The organism is Azoarcus sp. DD4 (genome assembly GCF_006496635.1).
Lineage (GTDB): Bacteria > Pseudomonadota > Gammaproteobacteria > Burkholderiales > Rhodocyclaceae > Azoarcus.
Window position 1 is genome coordinate 3,770,273 of sequence record NZ_CP022958.1, and the last position, 21,673, is coordinate 3,791,945.

The window sequence follows — 21,673 nt, forward strand, 5'->3', positions numbered from 1 at the left end:
CTCTCCAAAATCACTCGCGAAGCTCCCGGGAATTTTTGTTAGACTCGCGGAAGTTTTTTGTCCGAATAAGCCAATGCAGGTCAGCAAAAGCAGGATTCTAGCCGATCTACCGGCCCAGCTCCTCTCCCGCAAGCGGCCCTGGCTGCTTGCCGGCGTCCTCGGTTCTTCCCTACTCGGCGTGGTCGCGGCAACTGCCGTCGTGCCTGATTACGAGGCTGGCCCGGTGCCGACACGGTCGGTGATCGAGAACCTGCCTGCGCCGGACGTCAGCGTCGCCACTGCGGCGGAGCTCCCCTTCGTTCATGATGACCGGATCCAGCCGGGCGATACGGTGCATTCGATCTTTCGCCGTCTCGGCATCCGTGACGACGAAGCCCTCGCCTTCCTGCTCGAATCCAGCGAAGGCAAGAACGCCTTGCGCCAGCTCCGCGCAGGCCGCTCCGTTACTGCGCTGGTAGGCACGGACGGCAGGCTCGCCTCGCTCAGCCTGCCTGTTGCGCAGGGCAATGAACGGCTCACCATTGAACGCGCCGACGAGGGCATCCGGGTACGCGCCGAGCAAACGGAAGCACTCGCCACCATCGTCGAAATGCGGTCGGGCACCATACGCCACTCGCTGTTCGGCACCACCGACGCCATCGGCCTGCCGGACAGCATTGCCACCAAGCTTGCGGACCTCTTCGGCACCGAGATCGACTTCCACACCGATCTACGCAAGGGCGACCAGTTCAGCGTCGTGTACGAGATGGTCTACGACCAAGGCGCCCCGGTGCGTACCGGTCGAGTGCTCGCAGCCGAATTCATCAACCAAGGGAAACGCCATGTCGTGGTGCTCTATCCCGGCGCAAACGGCAAGGAACAGTACTACACGGCGGACGGCCGCAGCCTGCGGCAGGCCTTCCTGCGCTCGCCGCTGGAATTCTCCCGGGTCACCTCCAACTTCGGCAAACGCCTGCATCCCATCCATAAGAGCTGGCGCAGCCATAATGGCGTGGATTTCGGCGCTCCGACCGGCACACCGGTCAAAGCCACCTCAGACGGCGTCATCGATTTCGTCGGCACCCAGCGCGGCTACGGCAACGTCGTCGTCCTCCGACACCGTGGCAAGTACGCCACCGCGTACGCCCACCTGAATGGTTTCGCCGGCAAGCTACGCAAAGGCATGTCGGTCGACCAGGGCGACATCATCGGCTACGTAGGCTCGACCGGCTGGGCAACCGGTCCTCACCTTCATTACGAGGTCCGGGTCAACGACGTTCCGCAAGACCCGATGAAGATCGCGCTGCCTACCGCCGATCCGCTCGGCCCGCAGGAAATCGCCAGATTCAAGACGACAACCCAGCCGCTGCTTCAGCGACTCGCCTTGCTCAACAACTCCGCCGTCGCCATCGCATCACGCTGACGGCAGACAGCAGAAACGACAAGGGGCGCCGAGGCGCCCCTTGTCGTTTTGACTTCCCGCTCTCAGACCGAGAACGACGAACCGCACCCGCAGGTGCTGGTCGCATTCGGATTGCGGATGACGAACTGCGAGCCTTCCAGCCCTTCGGTGTAATCGATTTCCGCTCCCAGCAGATACTGGTAGCTCATCGGATCGATCAACAAGGTCACGCCATTCTTCTCGAAGGCAGTGTCGTCCTCGCTCACCTCCTCGTCAAACGTGAAGCCGTACTGGAAACCCGAGCAACCGCCGCCCGTAACGAATACGCGAAGCTTCAGCGCGGGATTGCCTTCCTCGTCGATCAGTTCGCGGACTTTGTTGGCCGCGTTGTCGGTAAAGACCAGGATGTCAGGGGTTTCAACTGCTGCGTTCATATTCTCTCCTCTGTCAGGGGGCATGAGCGGATGATGCGCCAACCACCTTGCCACGTCAAAATCGGATCATTCCACTGGCTGCAAGTTCCCTTGGCGTGCACCAATTACCCGCCAGAAAGGAAAGCAGCAGTTCAAGGGCTGACCGGAACGATGTCCAGACCCAGCGTTTCCTCGAAACCGAACATAATGTTGAGGTTATGGACGGCCTGACCGGCCGAACCCTTCACCAAGTTGTCGATAACCGACAGCACTACTACCCTACCACGCCGCCGCCCTGCTGACGGCGCACGGCAATCCGGGACATATTGGACGCTCGCACGGAACGCGTTTCGGGATGACTGCCGGCCGGCATCACATCGACGAAGGGTTCGCCGGCAAAGCGGGCCTCGTACAGCGCCTGCAGATCGACATCCTTGGCTAGGCAGCCATACAGCACCGCATGAATACCCCGGATCATCGGCGTCAAGTGAGGCACGAAGGTGAGGCCGACACACGCCCACGGAGACTGGGATACATGTCGGCAACTGGCGAACCAGCCTCGCCACGCGAGGTGATGGCGGTCAGCTGGACTTCCGGATGGCGCGACAGCGGCCGCAGCAGCTCGACGCCAGTGTATCCAGTCCCACCGACAACTCCTACCGTGATCATTTCCTCCCCTTGAGCCACGAGGCCGACGAATTATGTCACCCCGCGGCGTGCCGCGCTCAGCAGACATCGGCTCTACGACAATCGCCCCGCAACAATGCAAAAAGCCGCCCCGAAGGGCGGCTTTCGATACAGCTTGAGAGCGATCAGCGCTTCGAGAACTGCTTGGCGCGACGTGCCTTGCGCAGACCGACCTTCTTACGCTCGACTTCACGCGCATCGCGCGTCACGAAACCGGCGGCACGCAGATCAGGCTTGAGTTCCGCGTTGTAATCGATCAGGGCACGGGTGATACCGTGACGCACGGCACCCGCCTGGCCGGATTCGCCGCCGCCAACGACGTTTACCATGATGTCGAAGCGACCTTCGTTGCCAGTGAGGACCAGCGGCTGACGCACGATCATGCGGCCGGTTTCACGGGAGAAGAACTCATCGACGGGCTTGCCATTGACGACGATGTTGCCGGAGCCCGGCTTGATGAACACACGGGCAACCGCAGTCTTGCGGCGGCCAGTACCGTAGTTGTAAGTCACAGCCATTTGATCGGCTCCTGTCAGATCTCGAGAACTTTCGGCTGCTGGGCGGCGTGCGGATGTTCGGCACCCGCATAGCACTTCAGCTTCTTCAGCATGGCGTAACCCAGCGGACCCTTCGGCAGCATGCCCTTCACGGCTTTCTCGAGCACCCGCTCGGGGAAGCGTTGCTGCAGCTTGGTGAAGTTGGTCTCGTAGATACCGCCCGGGTAACCGGAGTGACGGTAGTACTTCTTGTCCAGCGCCTTGTTACCGGTCACACGCAGCTTCTCGACGTTGACGACCACGATGTAGTCACCGGTGTCGACGTGCGGCGTGTAGATAGCTTTGTGCTTGCCACGCAGACGGCGGGCAACTTCGGCGGCAAGCCGGCCAAGCACTTTGTCCGTGCCGTCGACAACGAACCAGTCGCGCTGAACTTCATGCGGCTTGGCAGAAAACGTCTTCATTCGAACCTCGATCTTTGTCAGGCCTGGCTAGCCGGCCACCAAACGGAAAGCTGGAAATAGTAATGGGAGACTACTCGCGTGTCAATTCTCGCGAGTAACGTACTTCAGAAAAAAAAACGCAGTCCGTTGAGGACTGCGTTAAATCCACACCAAAGGAGGAGGGTGGAGGAGACACCGTTTGGACCATCCGCCGCTTTCGCGGCGCGTTTGCGATCCGACTGAGAACAATTATCTCGAAAGCGATAGAGCCGGGCAAGGATTTTTTGTGCGTTGCACTATAAATGTTTTGATGAACCAATAAAATTGACTTATCAATTACTAAGCTGTTGTTTTTATTTAAATATCCATGTACATCTCATCCCTATGGCCATCATGGTACATGCCAAATACACATGCGTGCGACACCATCGTTTTGCGCTGCGTCCAACTTCGATTCAACCGAAGCCAGCACCAACTGCCACCTGCGGCAGCGCTCCGGTAGAATCCCGCCGCTTATCGCCGCCCAAGCACGGACCGGCCTATCAGGAGAAAATTGTTCATGGAATGTACTGTCAAGTGGGTCGACGGCATGACCTTCATGGCCGAAACCGGCACCGGTCATCTGCTCACGATGGATGGCGCCCCTGAAGCCGGCGGGCGCAACCTCGCACCTCGTCCGATGGAACTGCTGCTTGCCGGCACGGGCGGCTGCACCGCGTTCGACACCGTGCTGATCCTCAAGCGCAGCCGTCAGGATGTGCGGGATTGCACGGTCCGGCTCGACGCCGAGCGCGCCGAAACCGACCCCAAGGTGTTCACACGCATCCGCTTCCACTACACCGTCACCGGCAAGAACCTGAAGCCTGAAACAGTCGAGCGGGCAATCCACCTCTCCGCCGAAAAGTATTGCTCGGCATCCATCATGCTGGGCAAGACGGCCGAAATCACCCACGAATGGGAGATCGTCGAGGCCGAATGACCCCCCCGGGCGTACCCTGCGCGGCGTTCAGATCCGGTAGGCGGTCGTCGTCATGACCCGGGAAGCCAGCTTCATCATGCCCCGCACCGGCGCGGGGAGTTCGCGCCCCCCCAGCCGCACCGCCGTCTCGGCATGCTCGATCTCGTCGGCCTTCATCTGATCGACGATGGCGCGCGACTTCCGGTCTTCCGTCGGCAAGCGATCGAGGTGACTCTTGAGGTGGGCTTCGACCTGACGCTCGGTCTCGGCCAGGAAGCCGAGATTCCAGCGATCGCCGAACCGGCCTGCCACCAGGCCTATGGCGAGCGCACCGCCATACCACAGCGGATTGAGCAGACTCTTGCGCCCGCCAAGCTCCGAAATCCGTTGTTCGGTCCAGGCCAGGTGCTCGGTTTCCTCGTGCGACGCCTGCTGTAGCGCCTGACGGATCCCGTGGTCGCGCGACATCATCGCCTGCCCCTGATACAAGGCCTGGGCGCAGATTTCACCTACGTGGTTGACCCGCATCAGTGCCGCGGCATGGCGCTTCTCCGCGTCGTCGAGCGGAGCATCGGGCAATTCGTCGCCCGGCACCGGACGTACACTGCGCGCGGTCGCGAAAACCGTTCGCAGGGCCTTGTCGAACTCGATGATGGCTTTGTCCAACATGATCAGACTCCTCGCTTCTGCGGATCGGTGTAATCCAGCTGCCCTTCCAGGCGGCGCAGCACTTCGGCACGATCACGCGCAGGCGCCGGACCGTCGCAGAAGTACTCCTTGGCCAGTGCCGCACGGGGGCGATTGTAGGTGTTGTCCACGATGGGCTCCCACTCGCTGCGCTTCATCGGCGACCACTCACCGCCCTTGCGTGCGCTGGCATAGATGCGCCGCTCCTGGGTCGTGCAGCGGATGCCCTCGAAGGTGACGTTCTCGGCACCGCCCGGCGTCCGCACCACCAACACGTAGCGGATGACGCCATCTGCGCCGACGGTGAGGGTGTCGATGTCGATCATGAAACGGTTGGGCGAAGTGCTGCTGACAAAAAAGGACTTGAGCGCAGCCTCGCGCGGCGGCGCCGGCAGCGCGTACTCGCCCTCCTTCCACTCCGGGTCGGCATCGAGCAGCAGGCCCTCCGCGAAAGCGGGTGCAGAAAAACAGACGAGGGCCAACAGGCCCCCGGACATGAGCGAACGCAATGATTGATTCAAACGCGCAAATCTCCGCAAAGCGATGAACGTATCGCCTCCGGAACCGGATCCAGCGCTGCCGTGCAGGCATCATGCGATACGCCGACCGCGAGCATGGCACCACCCATCAGCGCGCGACCCCGCTCGGCGCCGAGCTCGAAACGCAGGAAATGGACCGAAGACGTCTTTTCCGCATTCTCCCGCGGCATGTCCTCGTCCGCAATGGCGAACACCGGCTCGAAGCCGGCGACGCGCAGCCATACTGCATCTTCGACGCCGATCAGACGCGCCAGCCACTGGCGCCGCTCGAGCTCGTCGGGAAACTCGATCAGCATGGTCGCCTTGAGATTGAGTCCGTCCGGCACCAGCGGATTGTAGGCATGCAGTTCGTCGAGAATGCCCTCTTCCTCGAACGTGCGCTCGATGCGCAGCATTTCCTGGATCTGGTAGCGTACCGTCAGTTCGTCTTCGAACAGCAAGGTGATGTGATCGCCCAGATGCACGGTGCGGGCCTTCTTGTGGGCAATCACCCGCTGGCGAAAGGCCGGTCGCTCGCGTGCGTAGACTTCCAGGCTCATCAGGCTCTCACGCGTAATCGCCGCCATCACCCTTGCTCCTCCAGTCCGTAGGCCAGGCGCAGCAAGGTTAGCGGATGCGCCTTCTCCGCGCTCACCTGCATTCCGCCATCGCGGATGCCTTGCACGATGTGGCGCCCCGCGATCGGGCAGTCGGAGCTGATGAAGTCCGGTTCGGCCTGCACCGCCTGCCGGAAAACCGGCTTGCCTATCCTCATCGACTGCTCGAAATACTCCTTCTTCACCCCCCAGGTTCCGTCGTGTCCCGCGCAACGCTCTATCGTGGCGACCTGGGTGCCCGGCACCATCTGCAAGGTCTCTCGCGTCTTCTGTCCGATGTTCTGAACACGGCCATGGCAAGGTATGTGATACGCGACCTTGCCCAGCGAACGCTTGAAATCGGTCTTGAGCAGGCCATCGCGGTGACGCAGCATGAAGTACTCGAAGGGATCGAACATCGCCTCAGCCACGGCGGCCACATCGGCATCGTCGGGATACATCAGCGGCAACTCCTGCTTGAACATCAGCGCGCAGGACGGCACCGGCGCGAGTATCGCGTACCCTTTGCGCGCCAACTCGAGGAGTTGCGGGATATTGCGTCGCTTCAGGCGATCGACCCCTTCCAGATCGCCCAGTTCGAGCTTGGGCATGCCGCAACAGGACTCCTGCGCGGCAAGCACGGTCGGGATCTCGTTGTGCGCCAGCACCGCGGCAAGGTCGTGGCCGATGCCCGGCTCGTTGAAATTGACGTAGCAGGTCGAGAAGATCGCGACCTTGCCGGGCGTGCGCTCGCCATCGCGTACCGGCCATTCGCCGCCGACCTTCGCCCGGGAACGAAAGCGGACCGGCGAGTAGGGTGGCAGCTCACGGCGCCTGTCCACCCCCAGCACCGATTGCAGCACGCCGCGCGCGGTGCCGTTGCGGTTGGCGGCATTGACGGTCTGGGCTACCACCGGAATCGCCGCCAGCTTGCCGAGCGCATCGGTACTGGTAAGGATGCGGTCGCGCAGCCGGACCTCGCCCTTGCGGAACTTGACGGCCTTGGCCCGCAACATCAGATGCGGGAAGTCGACGTTCCATTCGTGCGGCGGCACGTAGGGACACTTGGTCATGAAGCAGACATCGCACAGGTAGCACTGGTCCACCACCTTCCAGTAATCCCGCTTGGCGACGCCATCCACCTCGCCCGAGGCACTCTCATCGACCAGATCGAACAGGGTCGGGAAGGCGTTGCACAGATTCACGCAGCGCCGACAACCGTGGCAGATGTCGAACACCCGCTCCAGTTCGCCGAAGACGGCGCCTTCATCATAGTAGGCCTCGTCCTGCCAACGCACCGGATGGCGCGTCGGCGCCTCCAGACTGCCTTCACGCTTGTTCATGCCACGCCCTCCCTTGCCGCGACCGCGATACGGCCCCTTCAACGGACGGAAGACGGGCGGCTTTGCCGCCCGTGTCGCCAGGCTTCAGTCGACCAGGGCGTCCAGCGCCTTCTGGAAGCGGTTGGCGTGGGAGCGCTCGGCCTTGGCCAGCGTTTCGAACCAATCCGAGATCTCCTCGAAGCCTTCGTCGCGGGCCACCTTGGCCATGCCGGGGTACATATCGGTGTATTCGTGGGTCTCACCCGCGATGGCAGCCCCGAGGTTCAGCCGCGTCGCACCGATGGGCAGACCGGTGGCCGGATCGCCACAGGCTTCGAGGTATTCGAGGTGACCGTGGGCGTGACCGGTTTCGCCTTCCGCGGTGGAGCGGAACACCGCTGCCACATCGTTCTGACCTTCGACGTCGGCCTTGGCGGCGAAGTAGAGATAGCGTCGGTTGGCCTGGGACTCGCCGGCAAATGCGGCCTTGAGGTTGTCCTCGGTCTTGGATCCCTTGAGTTGCATGTCTCTCTCCTTGTTGTCCTATGGGTCGGCCCAGCGAGCAAGAACCCGCTGCCAGACACACGCGCCACCGTTGGCGGTGGTCACGTCCTGAGCGTAGTCAACCGGCCGGGATTAGCCAAAATTGAGATCGGCTATGCGTCCGATGGGCCAGCGCTATCTGCCCGTCAGACCGCGATCGCCGCTTCGATTTCGGCAAAGTTGCGCGCGACCTCGGTGCTTGCCGGCACCGGCTCGCCAAGCTGACGACTGATCTGGGTCAGGGAAAAGATGCCGCGGATGCGCAGCCGGCCGCCCGCCATCGGCTCGACCACCAGCGCATGTTGCCGCCCCGAGCGCCGCAAGGTCGCAACCACGTGGCCGACCTCGGCGCGCAACACGTCGTCCAGTCGCATCGCTTCCATTTCGTCCATTGCCGTCATCACCTGTCCGACGCTGATCTCGGCGAACCGGATGCCGCGTCCATTCGCCACCCGCAGCGGGCGCTCGCCGAGAAAGTCAGCAGCCGTGACCACGCCGACCACGCCGCGCAAAGAATCAGTCACCAGCAGCAAGCGCACGCCGCGAAGCTGCATCGCCCGGTGCGCCTCGTCGGCCGCGGTGGCGACATCGATGCTCGCCGCCGGGATAAGACTCAGGTCCGTCATCACATCCATGGCCGCCGAATCGATGCGCACGCGCCGTTCATGCGCCACCTCGGCAAGCTCGCAATGAAACCCGGCCAGATCGACCTGGGGCAGCGGCGCAAAACGTTCCCTGAGCATGATGAGTCTCCCGTCTGCTGTATGAGAAGACCGTCCGGTCATCGCCGGACAGCCGCAGCCGCATGCAAGGGCACAAAGCCGACACACCCGGCTCGAGACGAAAGACAAGGAAGCCAGAAAGGAGTTCGCCCCGGTAACCGGCGGCTACGGGGGCGAAAATCGACGGAACGCCGGAATCAGGCTTGCGACGGTGCGCCCTGCCGATAGCCTTCCGGCAACTCGCAGGGCTTCGCGCGGAACAGCACGCGGGACAACTCGGTCAGCGCTTGTTGATACACCTGGCGCTTGAACTCGATCACCGCTTCGAGCGGCACCCAGTACTCACTCCAGCGCCAGGCATCGAATTCCGGGTGATTGCTCGCACGCAGGCACACATCCGTATCGCGACCAACCAGGCGGAGCAGATACCAGATCTGCTTCTGCCCGCGATAGGTGTTGCGCCATTCCCGCCTGATCCAGTGCTTGGGAACGTCGTACCTCAACCAGCCACGCGTGCGACCGAGGATCTTCACGTGCTCCGGGCGTAATCCGACCTCTTCGTACAGTTCCCGATACATGGCCTGCTCCGGCGACTCGCCGTGCTTGATGCCGCCTTGCGGAAACTGCCAGGAATGTTCGCGGATCCGTTTGCCCCAGAACACCTCATTGCGCGCGTTCACCAGGATGATGCCGACGTTCGGGCGATAGCCTTCACGGTCGAGCATGATGAACCTTCAAATTTCTTTAACTGTGTCGGATTTTTTCACACTTGCCGGTGGTTGGAAAGCTTGCCCCTCCGCCGGTTCCTCGCTTCGCTCGCCGCATGAGGCCGGTGCGGTGCGCTAGAATCGCGCGTTCTCTCTTTTCCCCGACGGTCCAGACCAGCATGCGCGCCCGCCAGTTCTTCATTTCCACTCTCAAGGAAGCTCCCTCCGATGCGGAAGTCATCAGCCAGAAGCTGATGCTGCGTGCAGGCATGATCCGCAAGGTCGCCGCCGGCATCTACAACTACCTGCCGATGGGCCTGCGCAGCATCCGCAAGGTGGAGAACATCATCCGCGAAGAGATGAACCGCGCCGGTGCGCTCGAACTGATCATGCCGCTGGTGCAGCCATCCGAGCTGTGGCAGGAAACCGGCCGCTGGGACAAGATGGGTCCCGAGATGCTGCGCTTCAAGGATCGCCACGAACGCGACTTCGCGCTGCAGCCGACCTCCGAAGAGGTCGTCACCGACATCGCCCGCCAGGAACTGAAGAGCTACCGTCAGCTGCCGAAGAACTTCTACCAGATCCAGACCAAGTTCCGCGACGAGCGCCGCCCGCGCTTCGGTGTGATGCGCGGCCGCGAATTCACCATGAAGGACGCCTACTCCTTCGACCGCAGCCCCGAAGCCGCCGGTGAGAGCTATGACGCGATGTATGCCGCCTACAGCCGCATCTTCGACCGCCTCGGCCTCACCTACCGCGCGGTGGCGGCCGACACCGGCGCCATCGGCGGCGACCGCTCGCACGAATTCCAGGTCATCGCCGACACCGGCGAGGACGCCATCGTCTACTGCCCCGGCTCCAGCTACGCCGCCAACATCGAACTGGCCGAAGCGCTGTCGCTGTTGAGCGACCGTGCCGCCGCCAGTGCCCCTCTAGTGAAGACGCCGACCCCGGGCAAGTCCACCTGCGAGGACGTCGCCGCCCTGCTCGGCGTGCCGCTCGCCACCACGGTGAAATCGCTGGTGCTGGCCACCGACGACGTCGACGAAGCCGGCAAGGTGGTGAAGAGCAGCATCTGGCTGCTGCTGGTACGTGGCGACCACGAGCTCAACGAGGTCAAGGCCGGCAAGATCGAGGGGCTCAAAGCCGGCTTCCGCTTCGCCACCGAAGACGAGATCGTCGCCCACTTCGGCTGCAAGCCTGGTTACCTCGGCCCGATCGGCCTCAAGCAGCCGGTCAAGGTCATCGCCGACCGCACCGTTGCCAACATAGCCGACTTCATCTGCGGCGCAAATGCCGAGGACTTCCATTACACCGGCGCGAACTGGGGCCGCGACCTGCCCGAACCCGATCTCGTTGCCGACATCCGCAACGTGGTCGAGGGCGACCCCAGCCCCGACGGCAAGGGCACGCTCGCCATCCAGCGCGGCATCGAGGTCGGCCACGTGTTCTACCTCGGCACCAAGTACTCCAAGGCAATGAACGCGACCTTCCTGGACGTCGACGGCAAGCCCAAGCACTTCGAGATGGGCTGCTACGGCATCGGCGTCACCCGCATCCTCGGCGCTGCCATCGAACAGAACCACGACGAGCGCGGCATCCTCTGGCCGGCCTCGATCGCCCCGTTCGAAGTGGTGATCTGCCCGGTGGGCTGGGGCAAGTCGGACGCGGTGCGCGACGAAGCGCAAAAGCTTTACGACACCCTGATCGCAGCCGGTATCGATGCCATCCTCGACGACCGTGACGAGCGCCCGGGCGTGATGTTCGCCGACTGGGAGCTGATCGGCGTGCCGCACCGCGTCACCATCGGCGACCGTGGCCTGAAGGAAGGCGTGATCGAGTACCAGGGCCGGCGCGACGCCGAAGCAATCCGCCTGGCTGTGGCAGAAACCGCACAGCATGTAATTTCGCGCCTGCGCGGCTGATCCGGATCGGGTATAAACCGGGCATGCGCCTGCAGACCATGCCCCGCTCCCGTGCGACGTACTGTCGTCTCGCGCTCGCCAGCCTGTTCGCGCTGGCGAGCGGCGTCGCATGGAGCGGCGCCCAGCAATACGAACCGCTGGCGGCCAGCGTCCGCGCAGCGCTGCATGCGGCGGTCAGCGACGCACGCGCACCCGACCTGCCGATTACCGACGCGGGCGAACGCGTCCGCTGGCTGGCTGAAATGTCGCGCCGCCTGCAGCGACGCATTCCGGACGAGCACTACCGCATCGAACTGCTCACCAGCATCCATTACGAAGCCACCCGCGCCGGGCTGGATCCGCAACTGGTACTCGGGCTCGTTCAGGTAGAAAGCAACTTCCGCAAGTACGCGATTTCCAGTGCCGGGGCCCGCGGCTTCATGCAGGTGATGCCGTTCTGGATAAAGGTGATCGGCCGCGAAGACGACAACCTCTTCCACCTGCGTACCAACCTGCGCTACGGCTGCACCATCCTGCGCCACTATCTCGACATCGAGCGCGGCGACCTCTTCCGCGCGCTTGGACGCTACAACGGCAGCCTGGGCAAACCGGAATACCCCAACCTGGTACGCACCGCCTGGGAGCGCGACTGGTCGTGGAAGCCGGAGCGGCTGGCTGCCGCACCGGTCCGCAACGCAGCAAACTAGCCGGTATTCAGCCGGCAACCGCAGCCAGCGGCTTGGGTTCGCCGAGCGCCGGCTTTTCCTCACGCACCAGACCGCCCTTCTTCGCCGAGAACGACTGCACGTCGCCGGAAACCTCGCCGCCGGCTTCGATCAGGATCTTGCCGTAGCGGATCTTGCCGCTCACCCGCCCGGTGGCGTGAATGATGAGCTGCTCGCGCGCGGTCAGCTCGCCGTCGAAATTGCCGTGGATCTCGGCAACGTCGATACATACCGTGCCGGAAAATGCCCCGTTCTCGGCGATTTTGATGACACGGCTGTCCATCGTGGCCTCGACGCGACCTTCGACCACCAGCGTATCGCAGTCGAGAATCTCCGCCCCCTTGAGCTTGACGTCCGGCCCGACGATCAGGCTGCTGCCGCGGCTGCTCGCCTCTTCCTGCAGCGGCGTGGCGGCCTCCGCCTGGGCGAGGGGCGCCGTGACCGGGGGACTGTCCTTCTGCGGCGACAGCGCAGGCGTGGTGGGCGTTTGCGGGCTACCGTTGCCGTTGGCGGTCACACCCGACCCAACCGGGCGAACGGTGCGGGACTGCAGGGTATCGGCGTTCTTGGGGAACAGGGCGGGCTTGTTGAACATATCTTCTCCTTGAATGTGAGCCGGGCCGCTGGATCTGGCCCGCGTGAGTCGATGGCAAGCACCGTGCCAACCATGACTTTTCATTTTTTATTCAATCACCTAAAGAACATTTTGCAGAAAATGGCTTGAATTTGAGCCACCGCTGCCCACGATCTGTCGCCGCTGCCCGACAAGTAGCTCGAACACGAACATCAAGCATCTGTTTTCATTTTGTTTTTTCATGTCGCCGAAAGGCGACGAAGCAAACCAGGCTTGCACTTGCTTACCTTGGCCAACGCCACGCACACCTACACTGCGGGATCGCTCTCCGGCCGCATGGCCCTGCTACCTACCGAAACACGCGCGATGCCGAGCCCGTCCTTCCGCTTCATCCTGCTCGCCAGCTTTCTGCTCGTTGCCGGCCTGCTGGGCGCCGTGGCGGCGAGCGGATGGATGAGCCTCGCGGATTTCGCCAACCGTGGCCGACGCATCGCTCACGACGCCATCGGCCTCACCACGGCGCTCCAGCAACTCGGGGAACGCACTGTCGACATGGAACGAAGCGCCCGCCAGTTCCTGGTACTGCGCGACGCGGCATTGCAGAGGCGCTTTGTCGATGCCCGCCATAGCGCTATCGAGGCCCTCACCCGCATCGAGCACCTGTTGCCCGGCAGCGCGCCGCTGATTGCCGAATGGCGCGACCTGTCCAGCCTCGGCATCGTGCCGGAAGATGCCCAGCCTGCGCCCGCGCTGGTGGCCGACAAGCTACGGCGTCTCACCGAACTGAACGAGACACTGACCCGCCGGGTCGCGGCATCCCTGGATCGTGCCAACGCCAGCCAGCTCGACGCGCTCGACCACAAGCGCGAACAGCTGGCGGCCCTACTGCTGAGCGGTGTTGCGCTGACCAGCGCACTCGGCCTGCTGATCGCCTGGTGGATCCTGCGCCCCTTGCGCCAGCTCGCCGGGGCGATCACCGCACTCGGGGAAAATCGTCTGCAGCAGCCGATCGCCGTACACGGCCCCGCCGACCTGCGTCAGTTGGGCGAGCGCCTGGACTGGCTGCGTCTGCGGCTGGCGGATCTCGAAGCCAACCGCAACCGCGTCCTGCGTCACGTATCGCACGAGCTGAAAACGCCGCTGGCCTCCTTGCGCGAAGGCGTGGCCCTGCTCGCCGACCAGGTCCCGGGCCCGCTCAAACCGGCGCAGCGGGAAGTCACCGACATCCTTGCCGGTAACACACGCACCCTGCAGGAACGGATCGAACAACTGCTCGACTACAACGCCAGCCAGTTCGACGCCGCCAAGCTTGCGTTGCAGCCCACCGCACTGCACGAACTCGCCGCCGGAGTGCTCACCGAACTGCGCCTGCCCGCGCAGGGCAAGGACGTGCATCTGCGACTCGAAGGCGATGCGACGACATTCGCGCTCGACGCCGAAAAGATGCGCATCGTGCTGTCCAACCTGGTGAACAACGCGATTGCCTACAGCCCGCCCGGTGGCGAGATACGCCTCGTCCTCACCGCCGGCGCCGGGATCAGCACCATAGACTGCATGGACCAGGGCCCGGGAGTAGCGCCGGACGATGCCGAACGCATCTTCGAGCCTTTCGTACGTGGCCCGGCGGCCGAGCGCCATGGCAAGGGCAGCGGGCTGGGCCTGGCCATCGTGCGCGAATTCGTGCGCGCCCATGGCGGACGCGTCGCGGTACTGCCCGCTTCGCACGGCGCCCACTTCCGCATCGAGTTGCCCCATGGCTGAGGCGATGTTCGGTCTGCGCCGGCGCCTGCCATCGGCGATGCTGCTGGCGCTCGCGCTGCACGGCTGCGCCACGTCCGGCGAGACGCCGCCGGAGCCACAACGCCCGCCACCGAGTTCCGACGAACGTGCCGGAGCGATGCGCGTGCTCGACTGGTACCAGGGCATGCGCGAGCTCGACGCCACAGAACTCGCCAAGGTCCGCAGACAATATGCCGACAAGGCCAGCAGTGCCGAAGTGCAGCTGCGCCAGGCACTGCTCGCCGCTCACCCCCAGGCCAACAATCTGCCGCGGGCCCGCTCCCTGCTGGAGAACCTGCTCGCCAATCAAGGTGCGGAGGCGCGCGCACTGCACCCGTTTGCCCAGCTGCTGCTGGAGCAGATCGGCGAACGCCAGCGGCTCGATGCCGCCGCCCAGCGTCTGGGCCAGCAACTGGAGCGTGGCAGCCAGCAGCTGAAGGACGCGCAGCAGCTGAACGTCGAACTGCAGGGCAAGCTCGACGCTCTCGCCGAGATCGAACGCAGCCTGCCCGCGCGTCCTGCAACGAGCACGCAGCCCGCCCCGGCAGTCGAACGGAGTGCTCCTTGATGCCAGCCGCCCTCTTCTCCGCCCGCCACCTGCTCGTCGTCGACGATGACGCCGACCTGTTGCGCCTGCTGTCGATGAGGCTCCAGGCCAACGGCTACCGCGTCAGCACTGCCGCTTCAGCCGAAGCGGCCCTGGCGCGCCTCGCGGTCGAGCGCGTCGACCTGGTGCTGAGCGATGTACGCCTGCCCGATCGCGACGGCCTTGCCCTGTTCGAAGACATCCGCCGCCACTATCCGGCGCTGCCGGTCATCCTGCTCACCGCGCATGGCACCATTCCCGATGCGGTCGATGCCACCTCGCGCGGTGTCGCAGGCTATCTCACCAAGCCCTTCGACAGCCACGACCTGCTCGATCGCGTCAAGCGCGCGCTGCAACTCGCGGCGCCGCAAACGCGAGCCACAGACAACGCTCCTGCCGTCAGCGGTGGTACCGAACCCTATGCCTTCGAAGGCATGCTGAGCCGCAGCAGCCGGATGCATGCACTGTTCGACGAGACCAGGCTGGTTGCGGCTTCGGACGCCAGCGTCCTGATCCGTGGTGAAAGCGGTACCGGCAAGGAATTGCTGGCGCGAGCCATCCACCGCAGCAGCGCCCGCGCGGCGGCGCCCTTCATCGCGGTCAATTGCGGCGCGATCCCGGAAAACCTGCTCGAATCCGAACTCTTCGGCCACGTCCGCGGCGCCTTCACCGGTGCGATCGCCAATCGCAGCGGCCTGTTCCAGGCAGCCAACGGCGGCACGCTCTTCCTCGACGAGATCGGCGACATGCCGCTGCCACTGCAGGTGAAGCTGTTGCGTGTGCTGCAGGAACGCGCCGTGCGTCCGGTCGGCGCCACCCGCAGCCAGCCGATCGACGTCCGCATCCTGTCCGCGACCCATCGCGATCTCGATGCCGAACTCGCCGCCGGCCGCTTCCGCGAGGATCTCTATTACCGGATCAATGTCGTCACCCTCAGCCTGCCGACACTGGCCGAACGGCGCGAGGACATCCCGCTGCTGGCCGAGCATTTCCTGCGGCAGCAGGCCGAACGCTACGACAAGCCCCTGCGCGGTTTCGCGCCTGCGGCGCTGGAAGCGCTCGCTACCGCAGCCTGGCCCGGCAATCTGCGGCAACTGCAGAACGTGGTAGAGCAGACCTGCGCGCTGACCACCACGCCGCTGATCCCGCTCACACTGGTCGAACGCGCCCTGCGCGCCACGCCGCCAGCGGCACTCGGATACGCCGAAGCCAAGCTGCGCTTCGAGCGCAACTACCTCGTCCAGCTACTCAAGCTCACCGAAGGCCGGGTGGCAGATGCGGCCCGCCTGGCCGAGCGTAACCGCACCGAGTTCTACCGCCTGCTGCAGCGGCACGGCCTGGACCCGGTGCTGTTTCGCAGCCACCCGCCCACCACCACGGCCCCTGATGCCTCGCCGCCGCAAGACGACGATCACCCTTGACGCAAGCAATCCTGCGGTCGAAACTGACTGCATGACTGTATATAGAAACAGCTTCTCACCAACACCGCTGGCCTACCCTGCCCCCCGTGGTCGCGGCAGCGCCACGCGTCCGGACGGCCGCTTCCTGGATTGGCAACGCGAAGCCTACGACGATGGCTGGGCAGCAGACGCTTGCGCGGACGAGGCGCCGCTGCGCACCGAATTGCGCATCGATACCGCCAGGACGGTGATCACTTACAACCAGTCGCCGGATATCCCTTTCGATCGTTCGGTCAACCCCTACCGCGGCTGCGAACACGGCTGCGTCTATTGCTATGCCCGGCCCAGCCACGCCTGGCTGGATCTCTCGCCCGGCCTGGATTTCGAGACCAAGCTGTTCTGGAAACCCTATGCCGCACAGCTGCTGCGGCGCGAACTTGGCCGTCCCGGCTACCGCTGCGCCCCTATCGGCCTGGGCGTCAATACCGATGCCTGGCAACCGGTGGAACGTCACACCGGCATCACCCGCCAGATCCTCGAAGTGCTGCTGGAGGCACGTCACCCGGTAAGCCTGATCACCAAGTCGGCGCTGATCGAACGCGACATCGACCTGCTCGCCGCACTGGCCCGCGACAATCTTGTCGACACCATGGTTTCGGTCACGACCCTGGACGACGAGCTGGCCCGAACGATGGAGCCGCGTGCGGCCCGCCCTGGGCGGCGGCTGGAAACCATCGCCCGCCTGCATGAAGCGGGCGTGCCGGTGGGCGTGCTGTGCGCACCATTGATACCGGCCCTGAACGACCACGAACTGGAAGCCGTCATCACCGCGGCCCATGCGGCCGGCGCCGATACCGCGGGCTACGTGGTGCTGCGCCTGGCGCGGGAACTCGAGGGGTTGTTCACCGACTGGCTGGCGCGCCATCAGCCGGGGCGCGCCAGCCACATCATGAGTCTCATCGCGCAACTGCGTGGCGGCAACGCCAACGACAGCCGCTTCGGCCACCGCATGCGCGGCACCGGCGTGCTGGCCGACCTCTACAGCCAGCGCCTGCGTCGTCTGCGTGCCAGGCTGGGAATGACGTCCGAGCGGCGGAAGCTCAACTGCGACGCCTTCCGCCCGCCTTCGGCACAGGCCGGTCAGCTAGTGCTTTTCTGACCCGGCCGCTCCGGTCAGACGATCACGCCGCCGCCGAGACAAACCTTGGACTCATAGACGACCACGCTCTGACCCGGCGTCAATGCCCACTGCGGCTGGGCGAATGCGATCTCGGCCCGGCCATCGGCAATGGTGTCGATTTCACAGGGCATGTCGGGCGTGCGATAACGCGGCTTGGCGGTGTACACCCAGTGGGTGCGCGGATCGTGGCCGGCGATCCAGTTGAGGTCAGCAGCCACCAGGCGCTCCTTCAACAGCGCCGGATGATCGTGCCCCTGCACCACGTAGAGCACGTTGGCGTGGACGTCCTTCTTCGCCACGTACCAGGCCTCGTGCTCACCGGCCTCGTCCTGGTTGCCCTTGATGCCGCCGATGTGCAAGCCTTTGCGCTGGCCTATGGTGTGGTACATCAGCCCCTGGTGCTCACCGAGCACACGGTCGTCGTCCAGGCAGCGGATTTCGCCCGGTTTGGTAGGCAGGTAGCGCATCAGGAATTCGCGGAAGGGACGCTCGCCGATGAAGCAGATGCCGGTGGAATCCTTCTTGGCGGCGACGTGCAGACCGGCGGCCTCGGCGATCTTGCGGACTTCGCGCTTGTACAGGCCTCCGAGCGGGAACAAGGTTTTCGCCAGTTGGGCCTGGTTGAGGCGGTAGAGGAAATAGCTCTGGTCCTTGGTACCGTCCTCGGCCTTGAGCAACTGGAATTCGCTGCGGCCGTCATTGACCCATTCGCGCACCTGGGCGTAGTGGCCGGTGGCGATGCGCTCGGCGCCGAGATGCATGGCGTGGTCGAGGAAGCAGCGGAACTTGATCTCGGAGTTACACAGGATGTCCGGATTGGGTGTGCGGCCGGCCTCGTATTCGCGCAGGAAGTCGGCGAACACGCGGTCCTTGTACTCGGCGCTGAAGTTCACCACTTCGAGGTCGATGCCGATCACGTCGCACACCGAGGCAACGTCGACCAGATCCTGCCGCGTCGAGCAGTACTCGTCGTCGTCGTCGTCCTCCCAGTTTTTCATGAACAGGCCGGTCACTTCATAACCCTGCTGCTTCAACAGCAGCGCGGTCACCGACGAATCCACGCCGCCCGACATGCCGACGACGACCTTCATCCCTTGCGGGTCTTGCTTACTGGACATTCGGTCCTTCTCCATCGAGCCAGTCCGCGAGCGGCAGCACCACTGCCGGCTCGCCATTGTCGACAAACCAGCTGTCGACCACGTAGCGTGCCCCCGGCGCGGCAGCCGCGGCCGCAGGCGGGGGCGGAATATCCTCGAGCACTTCGGCGCAATCGCACCGGGCCAGCATCACCGGCAGGTAATCCGGCACCTCGGGCGCTGCGAATGGCGGCTGGAAGCCGACCTCCTCGATCACGGCCGAATAGTGCTGGAACAGCACCCGCACACGACGCTCCGGCTCGCTCACGCGATGAAAGCGCAGCGCGCCGCGCGATTCGAGCAAGCGTAGCAGGCGCGTGGTCGACGTGGAGTGGTCGATGCAATCCATGCGTCCATCCGCCTCCTCGTCGGCGAGGTTGCCACCACGATCGGCGGCGACCAGGGACTGCGCGCCGGCGACGCGGTACATCGCACCGACCACGCTGGCGAGCACGGCACGTTCGGCCTCGGCATCTGCGGCGACCAACAGCCGCGCCCGCAGCGCATCCAGGCTGCCCGCCTCGTAGTGCACCGGCGATTCGACCGCGCAGCCATAACCGTGACAGATGTTCACCCAGGCATCCTGCGACCTGGCTTCGGCCGCCGGGAGGCCCAGCGTGCCGACGAGCATCAGCGGGACAAGCAGGCGCCGCATCAATCGTAATGCCGGATCAGGTCGAGCCCGAAGCGTCGGCCGGCAAGCCAGTCTTCCACGCATTGGAGGATGAGGGGGCTGCGATGCCTGTCACGCGTGGCCTGCAGCTCTGCCGGCGTCATCCAGACCGCCCGGACGATGCCGCTGTCGAGCGCCCGGTCCTCGATCCCGGCCGCCACGCTGCCACCGAAGGCGAAGCGCAGATAGGTGATGTCGCCCTGCGGCCGCGGCCACTGGTAAATGCCGACGAGAAATTCCGGGGTGAAACGGTGGGCGGTTTCCTCCAGCGTCTCGCGCACCGCCGCTGCGAGCAGGGATTCACCCTCATCGAGGTGGCCCGCCGGCTGGTTGAAGCGCAGCCCCTCGGGTGTTTCCTCTTCGACGAGAAGAAAGCGCCCGTCGCGCTCGATCACCGCAGCGACGGTGACATTCGGTTTCCAGCGCAGCTCCATGTTCGATCCGGCATGCAAAAGTCCGCCATTTTACCCCGGACACCGGGAATCGTTCGGCACCCCGAGCGCCGCACGCCGCCTTTGCGCTAGAATTCGCCAGTTAAGCCCGGCGCAACGGGCAGGTCCAAACTTCTTTCCGCTGGAGATCCCTACCATGTCCATGGCTGACCGCGACGGTTTCATCTGGTACGACGGCAAACTCGTACCGTGGCGCGACGCAACCACCCACGTCCTGACCCACTCCCTGCACTACGGGCTGTCGGTTTTCGAAGGTGTGCGCGCCTACCGTACCGCCAAGGGCACCGCGATCTTCCGCCTCGCCGAGCACACCCAGCGTCTGCTCAACTCCGGCAAGATCTACATGATGGACATCCCCTATTCCAAGGAAGTCCTGATGGAGGCGCACCGGGAAGTCGTACGCGCCAACAAGCTCGAATCCTGCTACCTGCGCCCGATCGCCTTCTACGGTTCGGAAAAGATGGGCATCTCCACCCGTGGCGCGACGGTGCACGTTGCCGTCGCCGCCTGGCCTTGGGGTGCCTACCTCGGTGAGGACGGTCTCGAGAAAGGCATCCGCGTCAAGACTTCGTCCTTCGCCCGCCACCACGTCAATGTGACGATGCCGCGTGCCAAGCTGGCCGGCGCCTACACCAACTCCATCCTGGCCAACCTCGAAGCCACCCAGGACGGCTACGACGAGGCGCTGCTGCTCGACACCCAGGGCTTCGTCGCCGAAGGCTCGGGCGAGAACCTCTTCGTGATCAAGGACGGCGTGATCTACGAACCCGAGATCGCCTCGGCGCTGACAGGCATCACCCGCGACTCGGTGATCCGCGTCGCCCGCGAACTCGGCTACGAAGTGCAGTCGCGCCGCATGACCCGCGACGACATCTACATCGCCGACGAAGCCTTCTTCACCGGCACCGCGGCCGAAGTCACGCCTATCCGCGAACTCGACAACCGTACCATCGGCGAAGGCCGCCGCGGCCCCATCACCGCCAAGGTGCAGGCGCGCTTCTTCGACATCGTCAACGGCCGCGCGCCCGAGTACGAAAACTGGCTGACCCTGGTCTGAGGAGCTGTCGAGATGTCCGAAAACAAAGACAAGTCGCAAGCCATCGCCGTCACTGCGAAGGATCTGCCGCTGTATTGCCCGCAGCCGGATGCGCCCTTGTGGGCGCGCCATCCGCGCGTCTTCCTCGATGTCCTGACCGAAGGCAAGGCTGTCTGTCCGTACTGCAGCGCGCAGTACGAATTCACCGGTGAAGCGCCCAAGGGTCACCACTGACCCCCGGACCAGGCACCTCGTCGTCCGTGGTGCACGCGCAGCACGGACGACACACACTGCGCATCCAGCCGTCGTGAGCAAACCGATCTACACCTCTGCAGCCGAAGCCGAAGCGGCGTTCTACGACGCCCTCGCCCGCTCCGACCTCGAAGCGATGATGACCGTCTGGTCGGAAGACGAGGATGTCGTCTGCATTCATCCGGGCGGGCCGCGCATCGTGGGACTCGCCGGCGTGCGCGAAACCTGGCGGCAGATGTTCGCCGGCGGCGCCCGTCTGGTGATACGTATCACCCAGCAGGTGGTCTGCGCCAACATGATGCAGACGGTGCACAACGTGTTCGAGCACATCGCGGCGGAAGACGACGACCAGCTCGGCCCGCCCATCGTCGCCACCAATGTCTATGCGCGCGGCGCCACAGGTTGGCGGATGGTCATGCACCACGCCTCGCCGACGCCCGACATGGCCGAACTCGCCAGCCACGGCACGCCACGCGTCGTTCACTGATTTCGCCCAAGCCCC

26 protein-coding genes and 1 pseudogene are annotated in these 21,673 nt (G+C 64.3%); 11 read left to right on the forward strand and 16 right to left on the reverse strand.

Features of this window, described 5'->3' with window-relative positions; translation table 11 throughout:
* The first annotated feature begins 73 nt into the window (after positions 1 to 73).
* On the forward strand, positions 74 to 1,402 hold the full coding sequence (locus tag CJ010_RS17410) for a M23 family metallopeptidase (protein WP_141019226.1): 1,329 nt from the start codon (positions 74 to 76) through the stop codon (positions 1,400 to 1,402).
* Between the two features lie 62 nt (positions 1,403 to 1,464).
* On the opposite strand, the gene erpA is transcribed toward CJ010_RS17410, so the two are convergent.
* From erpA to rplM, 5 genes and pseudogenes are all read right to left on the reverse strand, one after another.
* Entirely contained in the window at positions 1,465 to 1,815 is a 351-nt protein-coding gene (erpA, locus tag CJ010_RS17415) for an iron-sulfur cluster insertion protein ErpA (RefSeq protein WP_141019227.1), read from the reverse strand.
* A 131-nt stretch (positions 1,816 to 1,946) separates the two neighbouring features.
* Positions 1,947 to 2,305 (reverse strand): annotated as a pseudogene (locus CJ010_RS25725) (Asd/ArgC dimerization domain-containing protein); the annotation flags it as partial.
* Positions 2,278 to 2,463: a hypothetical protein gene (locus CJ010_RS25485; protein WP_240794393.1), complete on the reverse strand. Its 186-nt coding sequence runs from the start codon at positions 2,461 to 2,463 to the stop codon at positions 2,278 to 2,280. The gene CJ010_RS25485 and the pseudogene CJ010_RS25725, both read right to left, overlap by 28 nt.
* A gap of 143 nt (positions 2,464 to 2,606) precedes the next feature.
* Complete coding sequence (gene rpsI / locus CJ010_RS17425) at positions 2,607 to 2,999, reverse strand: 30S ribosomal protein S9 (protein WP_141019228.1); 393 nt, start codon at positions 2,997 to 2,999, stop codon at positions 2,607 to 2,609.
* Positions 3,000 to 3,013: 14 nt separating this feature from the next.
* The gene (gene rplM / locus CJ010_RS17430; RefSeq protein WP_141019229.1) at positions 3,014 to 3,442 is read right to left on the reverse strand and encodes a 50S ribosomal protein L13; all 429 of its coding nucleotides are present in this window, start codon (positions 3,440 to 3,442) and stop codon (positions 3,014 to 3,016) included.
* A gap of 538 nt (positions 3,443 to 3,980) precedes the next feature.
* Between rplM and CJ010_RS17435 the strand changes: the two genes are divergently transcribed.
* A complete protein-coding gene (locus CJ010_RS17435) occupies positions 3,981 to 4,400 on the forward strand; it encodes an OsmC family protein (RefSeq protein ID WP_141019230.1) in 420 nt (139 codons plus the stop codon).
* Between the two features lie 27 nt (positions 4,401 to 4,427).
* On the opposite strand, the gene coq7 is transcribed toward CJ010_RS17435, so the two are convergent.
* From coq7 to CJ010_RS17470, 7 genes are all read right to left on the reverse strand, one after another.
* Complete coding sequence (coq7, locus tag CJ010_RS17440; protein WP_141019231.1) at positions 4,428 to 5,048, reverse strand: 2-polyprenyl-3-methyl-6-methoxy-1,4-benzoquinone monooxygenase; 621 nt, start codon at positions 5,046 to 5,048, stop codon at positions 4,428 to 4,430.
* Positions 5,049 to 5,050: 2 nt separating this feature from the next.
* Positions 5,051 to 5,563, reverse strand: a complete 513-nt coding sequence (locus CJ010_RS17445; RefSeq protein WP_141019232.1) for a CNP1-like family protein — start codon at positions 5,561 to 5,563, stop codon at positions 5,051 to 5,053.
* Between the two features lie 20 nt (positions 5,564 to 5,583).
* Positions 5,584 to 6,171, reverse strand: coding sequence for a DUF3501 family protein (locus CJ010_RS17450; RefSeq protein WP_141019233.1), 588 nt, complete (start codon positions 6,169 to 6,171; stop codon positions 5,584 to 5,586).
* Positions 6,171 to 7,523, reverse strand: coding sequence for a (Fe-S)-binding protein (locus CJ010_RS17455; protein ID WP_141019234.1), 1,353 nt, complete (start codon positions 7,521 to 7,523; stop codon positions 6,171 to 6,173). The genes CJ010_RS17450 and CJ010_RS17455 overlap by 1 nt, the downstream gene beginning before the upstream one ends.
* Positions 7,524 to 7,607: 84 nt before the next feature.
* Entirely contained in the window at positions 7,608 to 8,027 is a 420-nt protein-coding gene (locus tag CJ010_RS17460; RefSeq protein WP_141019235.1) for a rubrerythrin family protein, read from the reverse strand.
* 164 nt (positions 8,028 to 8,191) lie between these two features.
* Positions 8,192 to 8,788 carry a CBS domain-containing protein gene (locus CJ010_RS17465; protein ID WP_141019236.1) on the reverse strand — a complete coding sequence of 199 codons (597 nt, stop codon included), beginning with the start codon at positions 8,786 to 8,788 and terminating at the stop codon, positions 8,192 to 8,194.
* Between the two features lie 176 nt (positions 8,789 to 8,964).
* Positions 8,965 to 9,492, reverse strand: coding sequence for an RNA pyrophosphohydrolase (locus tag CJ010_RS17470; protein ID WP_141019237.1), 528 nt, complete (start codon positions 9,490 to 9,492; stop codon positions 8,965 to 8,967).
* A gap of 161 nt (positions 9,493 to 9,653) precedes the next feature.
* Here CJ010_RS17470 and CJ010_RS17475 point away from each other — a divergent pair, with 161 nt between their 5' ends.
* Positions 9,654 to 11,399 (forward strand): proline--tRNA ligase, encoded by a 1,746-nt coding sequence (locus CJ010_RS17475; RefSeq protein WP_141019238.1) that lies wholly within the window; start codon positions 9,654 to 9,656, stop codon positions 11,397 to 11,399.
* Between the two features lie 38 nt (positions 11,400 to 11,437).
* Entirely contained in the window at positions 11,438 to 12,085 is a 648-nt protein-coding gene (locus tag CJ010_RS17480; protein ID WP_141019239.1) for a lytic transglycosylase domain-containing protein, read from the forward strand.
* A gap of 7 nt (positions 12,086 to 12,092) precedes the next feature.
* On the opposite strand, the gene CJ010_RS17485 is transcribed toward CJ010_RS17480, so the two are convergent.
* Positions 12,093 to 12,698 carry a polymer-forming cytoskeletal protein gene (locus CJ010_RS17485; protein WP_141019240.1) on the reverse strand — a complete coding sequence of 202 codons (606 nt, stop codon included), beginning with the start codon at positions 12,696 to 12,698 and terminating at the stop codon, positions 12,093 to 12,095.
* A 252-nt stretch (positions 12,699 to 12,950) separates the two neighbouring features.
* Here CJ010_RS17485 and CJ010_RS17490 point away from each other — a divergent pair, with 252 nt between their 5' ends.
* From CJ010_RS17490 to CJ010_RS17505, 4 genes are read left to right on the forward strand one after another with little or no spacing between them, the layout of a single operon-like run.
* Positions 12,951 to 14,438, forward strand: coding sequence for an ATP-binding protein (locus CJ010_RS17490; protein ID WP_371415669.1), 1,488 nt, complete (start codon positions 12,951 to 12,953; stop codon positions 14,436 to 14,438).
* Positions 14,431 to 15,024, forward strand: coding sequence for a hypothetical protein (locus CJ010_RS25490; RefSeq protein WP_141019241.1), 594 nt, complete (start codon positions 14,431 to 14,433; stop codon positions 15,022 to 15,024). Before CJ010_RS17490 ends, CJ010_RS25490 begins: the two co-directional genes overlap by 8 nt.
* Positions 15,024 to 16,463, forward strand: a complete 1,440-nt coding sequence (locus CJ010_RS17500; protein ID WP_141019242.1) for a sigma 54-interacting transcriptional regulator — start codon at positions 15,024 to 15,026, stop codon at positions 16,461 to 16,463. Before CJ010_RS25490 ends, CJ010_RS17500 begins: the two co-directional genes overlap by 1 nt.
* Positions 16,464 to 16,494: 31 nt before the next feature.
* A complete protein-coding gene (locus CJ010_RS17505; protein WP_141019243.1) occupies positions 16,495 to 17,601 on the forward strand; it encodes a PA0069 family radical SAM protein in 1,107 nt (368 codons plus the stop codon).
* Positions 17,602 to 17,615: 14 nt separating this feature from the next.
* On the opposite strand, the gene mnmA is transcribed toward CJ010_RS17505, so the two are convergent.
* From mnmA to CJ010_RS17520, 3 genes are read right to left on the reverse strand one after another with little or no spacing between them, the layout of a single operon-like run.
* On the reverse strand, positions 17,616 to 18,713 hold the full coding sequence (gene mnmA / locus CJ010_RS17510) for a tRNA 2-thiouridine(34) synthase MnmA (protein ID WP_141020748.1): 1,098 nt from the start codon (positions 18,711 to 18,713) through the stop codon (positions 17,616 to 17,618).
* Between the two features lie 16 nt (positions 18,714 to 18,729).
* Positions 18,730 to 19,413, reverse strand: coding sequence for a hypothetical protein (locus tag CJ010_RS17515; RefSeq protein ID WP_141019244.1), 684 nt, complete (start codon positions 19,411 to 19,413; stop codon positions 18,730 to 18,732).
* Positions 19,413 to 19,865, reverse strand: a complete 453-nt coding sequence (locus CJ010_RS17520) for an NUDIX hydrolase (protein ID WP_141019245.1) — start codon at positions 19,863 to 19,865, stop codon at positions 19,413 to 19,415. The genes CJ010_RS17515 and CJ010_RS17520 overlap by 1 nt, the downstream gene beginning before the upstream one ends.
* 154 nt (positions 19,866 to 20,019) lie before the next feature.
* On the opposite strand from CJ010_RS17520, the gene CJ010_RS17525 reads away from it, so the two are divergent.
* The 3 genes from CJ010_RS17525 (at position 20,020) to CJ010_RS17535 (ending at position 21,658) form a co-directional block, all read left to right on the forward strand.
* Positions 20,020 to 20,940, forward strand: a complete 921-nt coding sequence (locus CJ010_RS17525; RefSeq protein ID WP_141019246.1) for a branched-chain amino acid transaminase — start codon at positions 20,020 to 20,022, stop codon at positions 20,938 to 20,940.
* Positions 20,941 to 20,952: 12 nt separating this feature from the next.
* A complete protein-coding gene (locus CJ010_RS17530) occupies positions 20,953 to 21,153 on the forward strand; it encodes a zinc-finger domain-containing protein (protein WP_141019247.1) in 201 nt (66 codons plus the stop codon).
* Between the two features lie 73 nt (positions 21,154 to 21,226).
* Complete coding sequence (locus CJ010_RS17535) at positions 21,227 to 21,658, forward strand: nuclear transport factor 2 family protein (protein ID WP_141019248.1); 432 nt, start codon at positions 21,227 to 21,229, stop codon at positions 21,656 to 21,658.
* Positions 21,659 to 21,673: the final 15 nt, after the last annotated feature.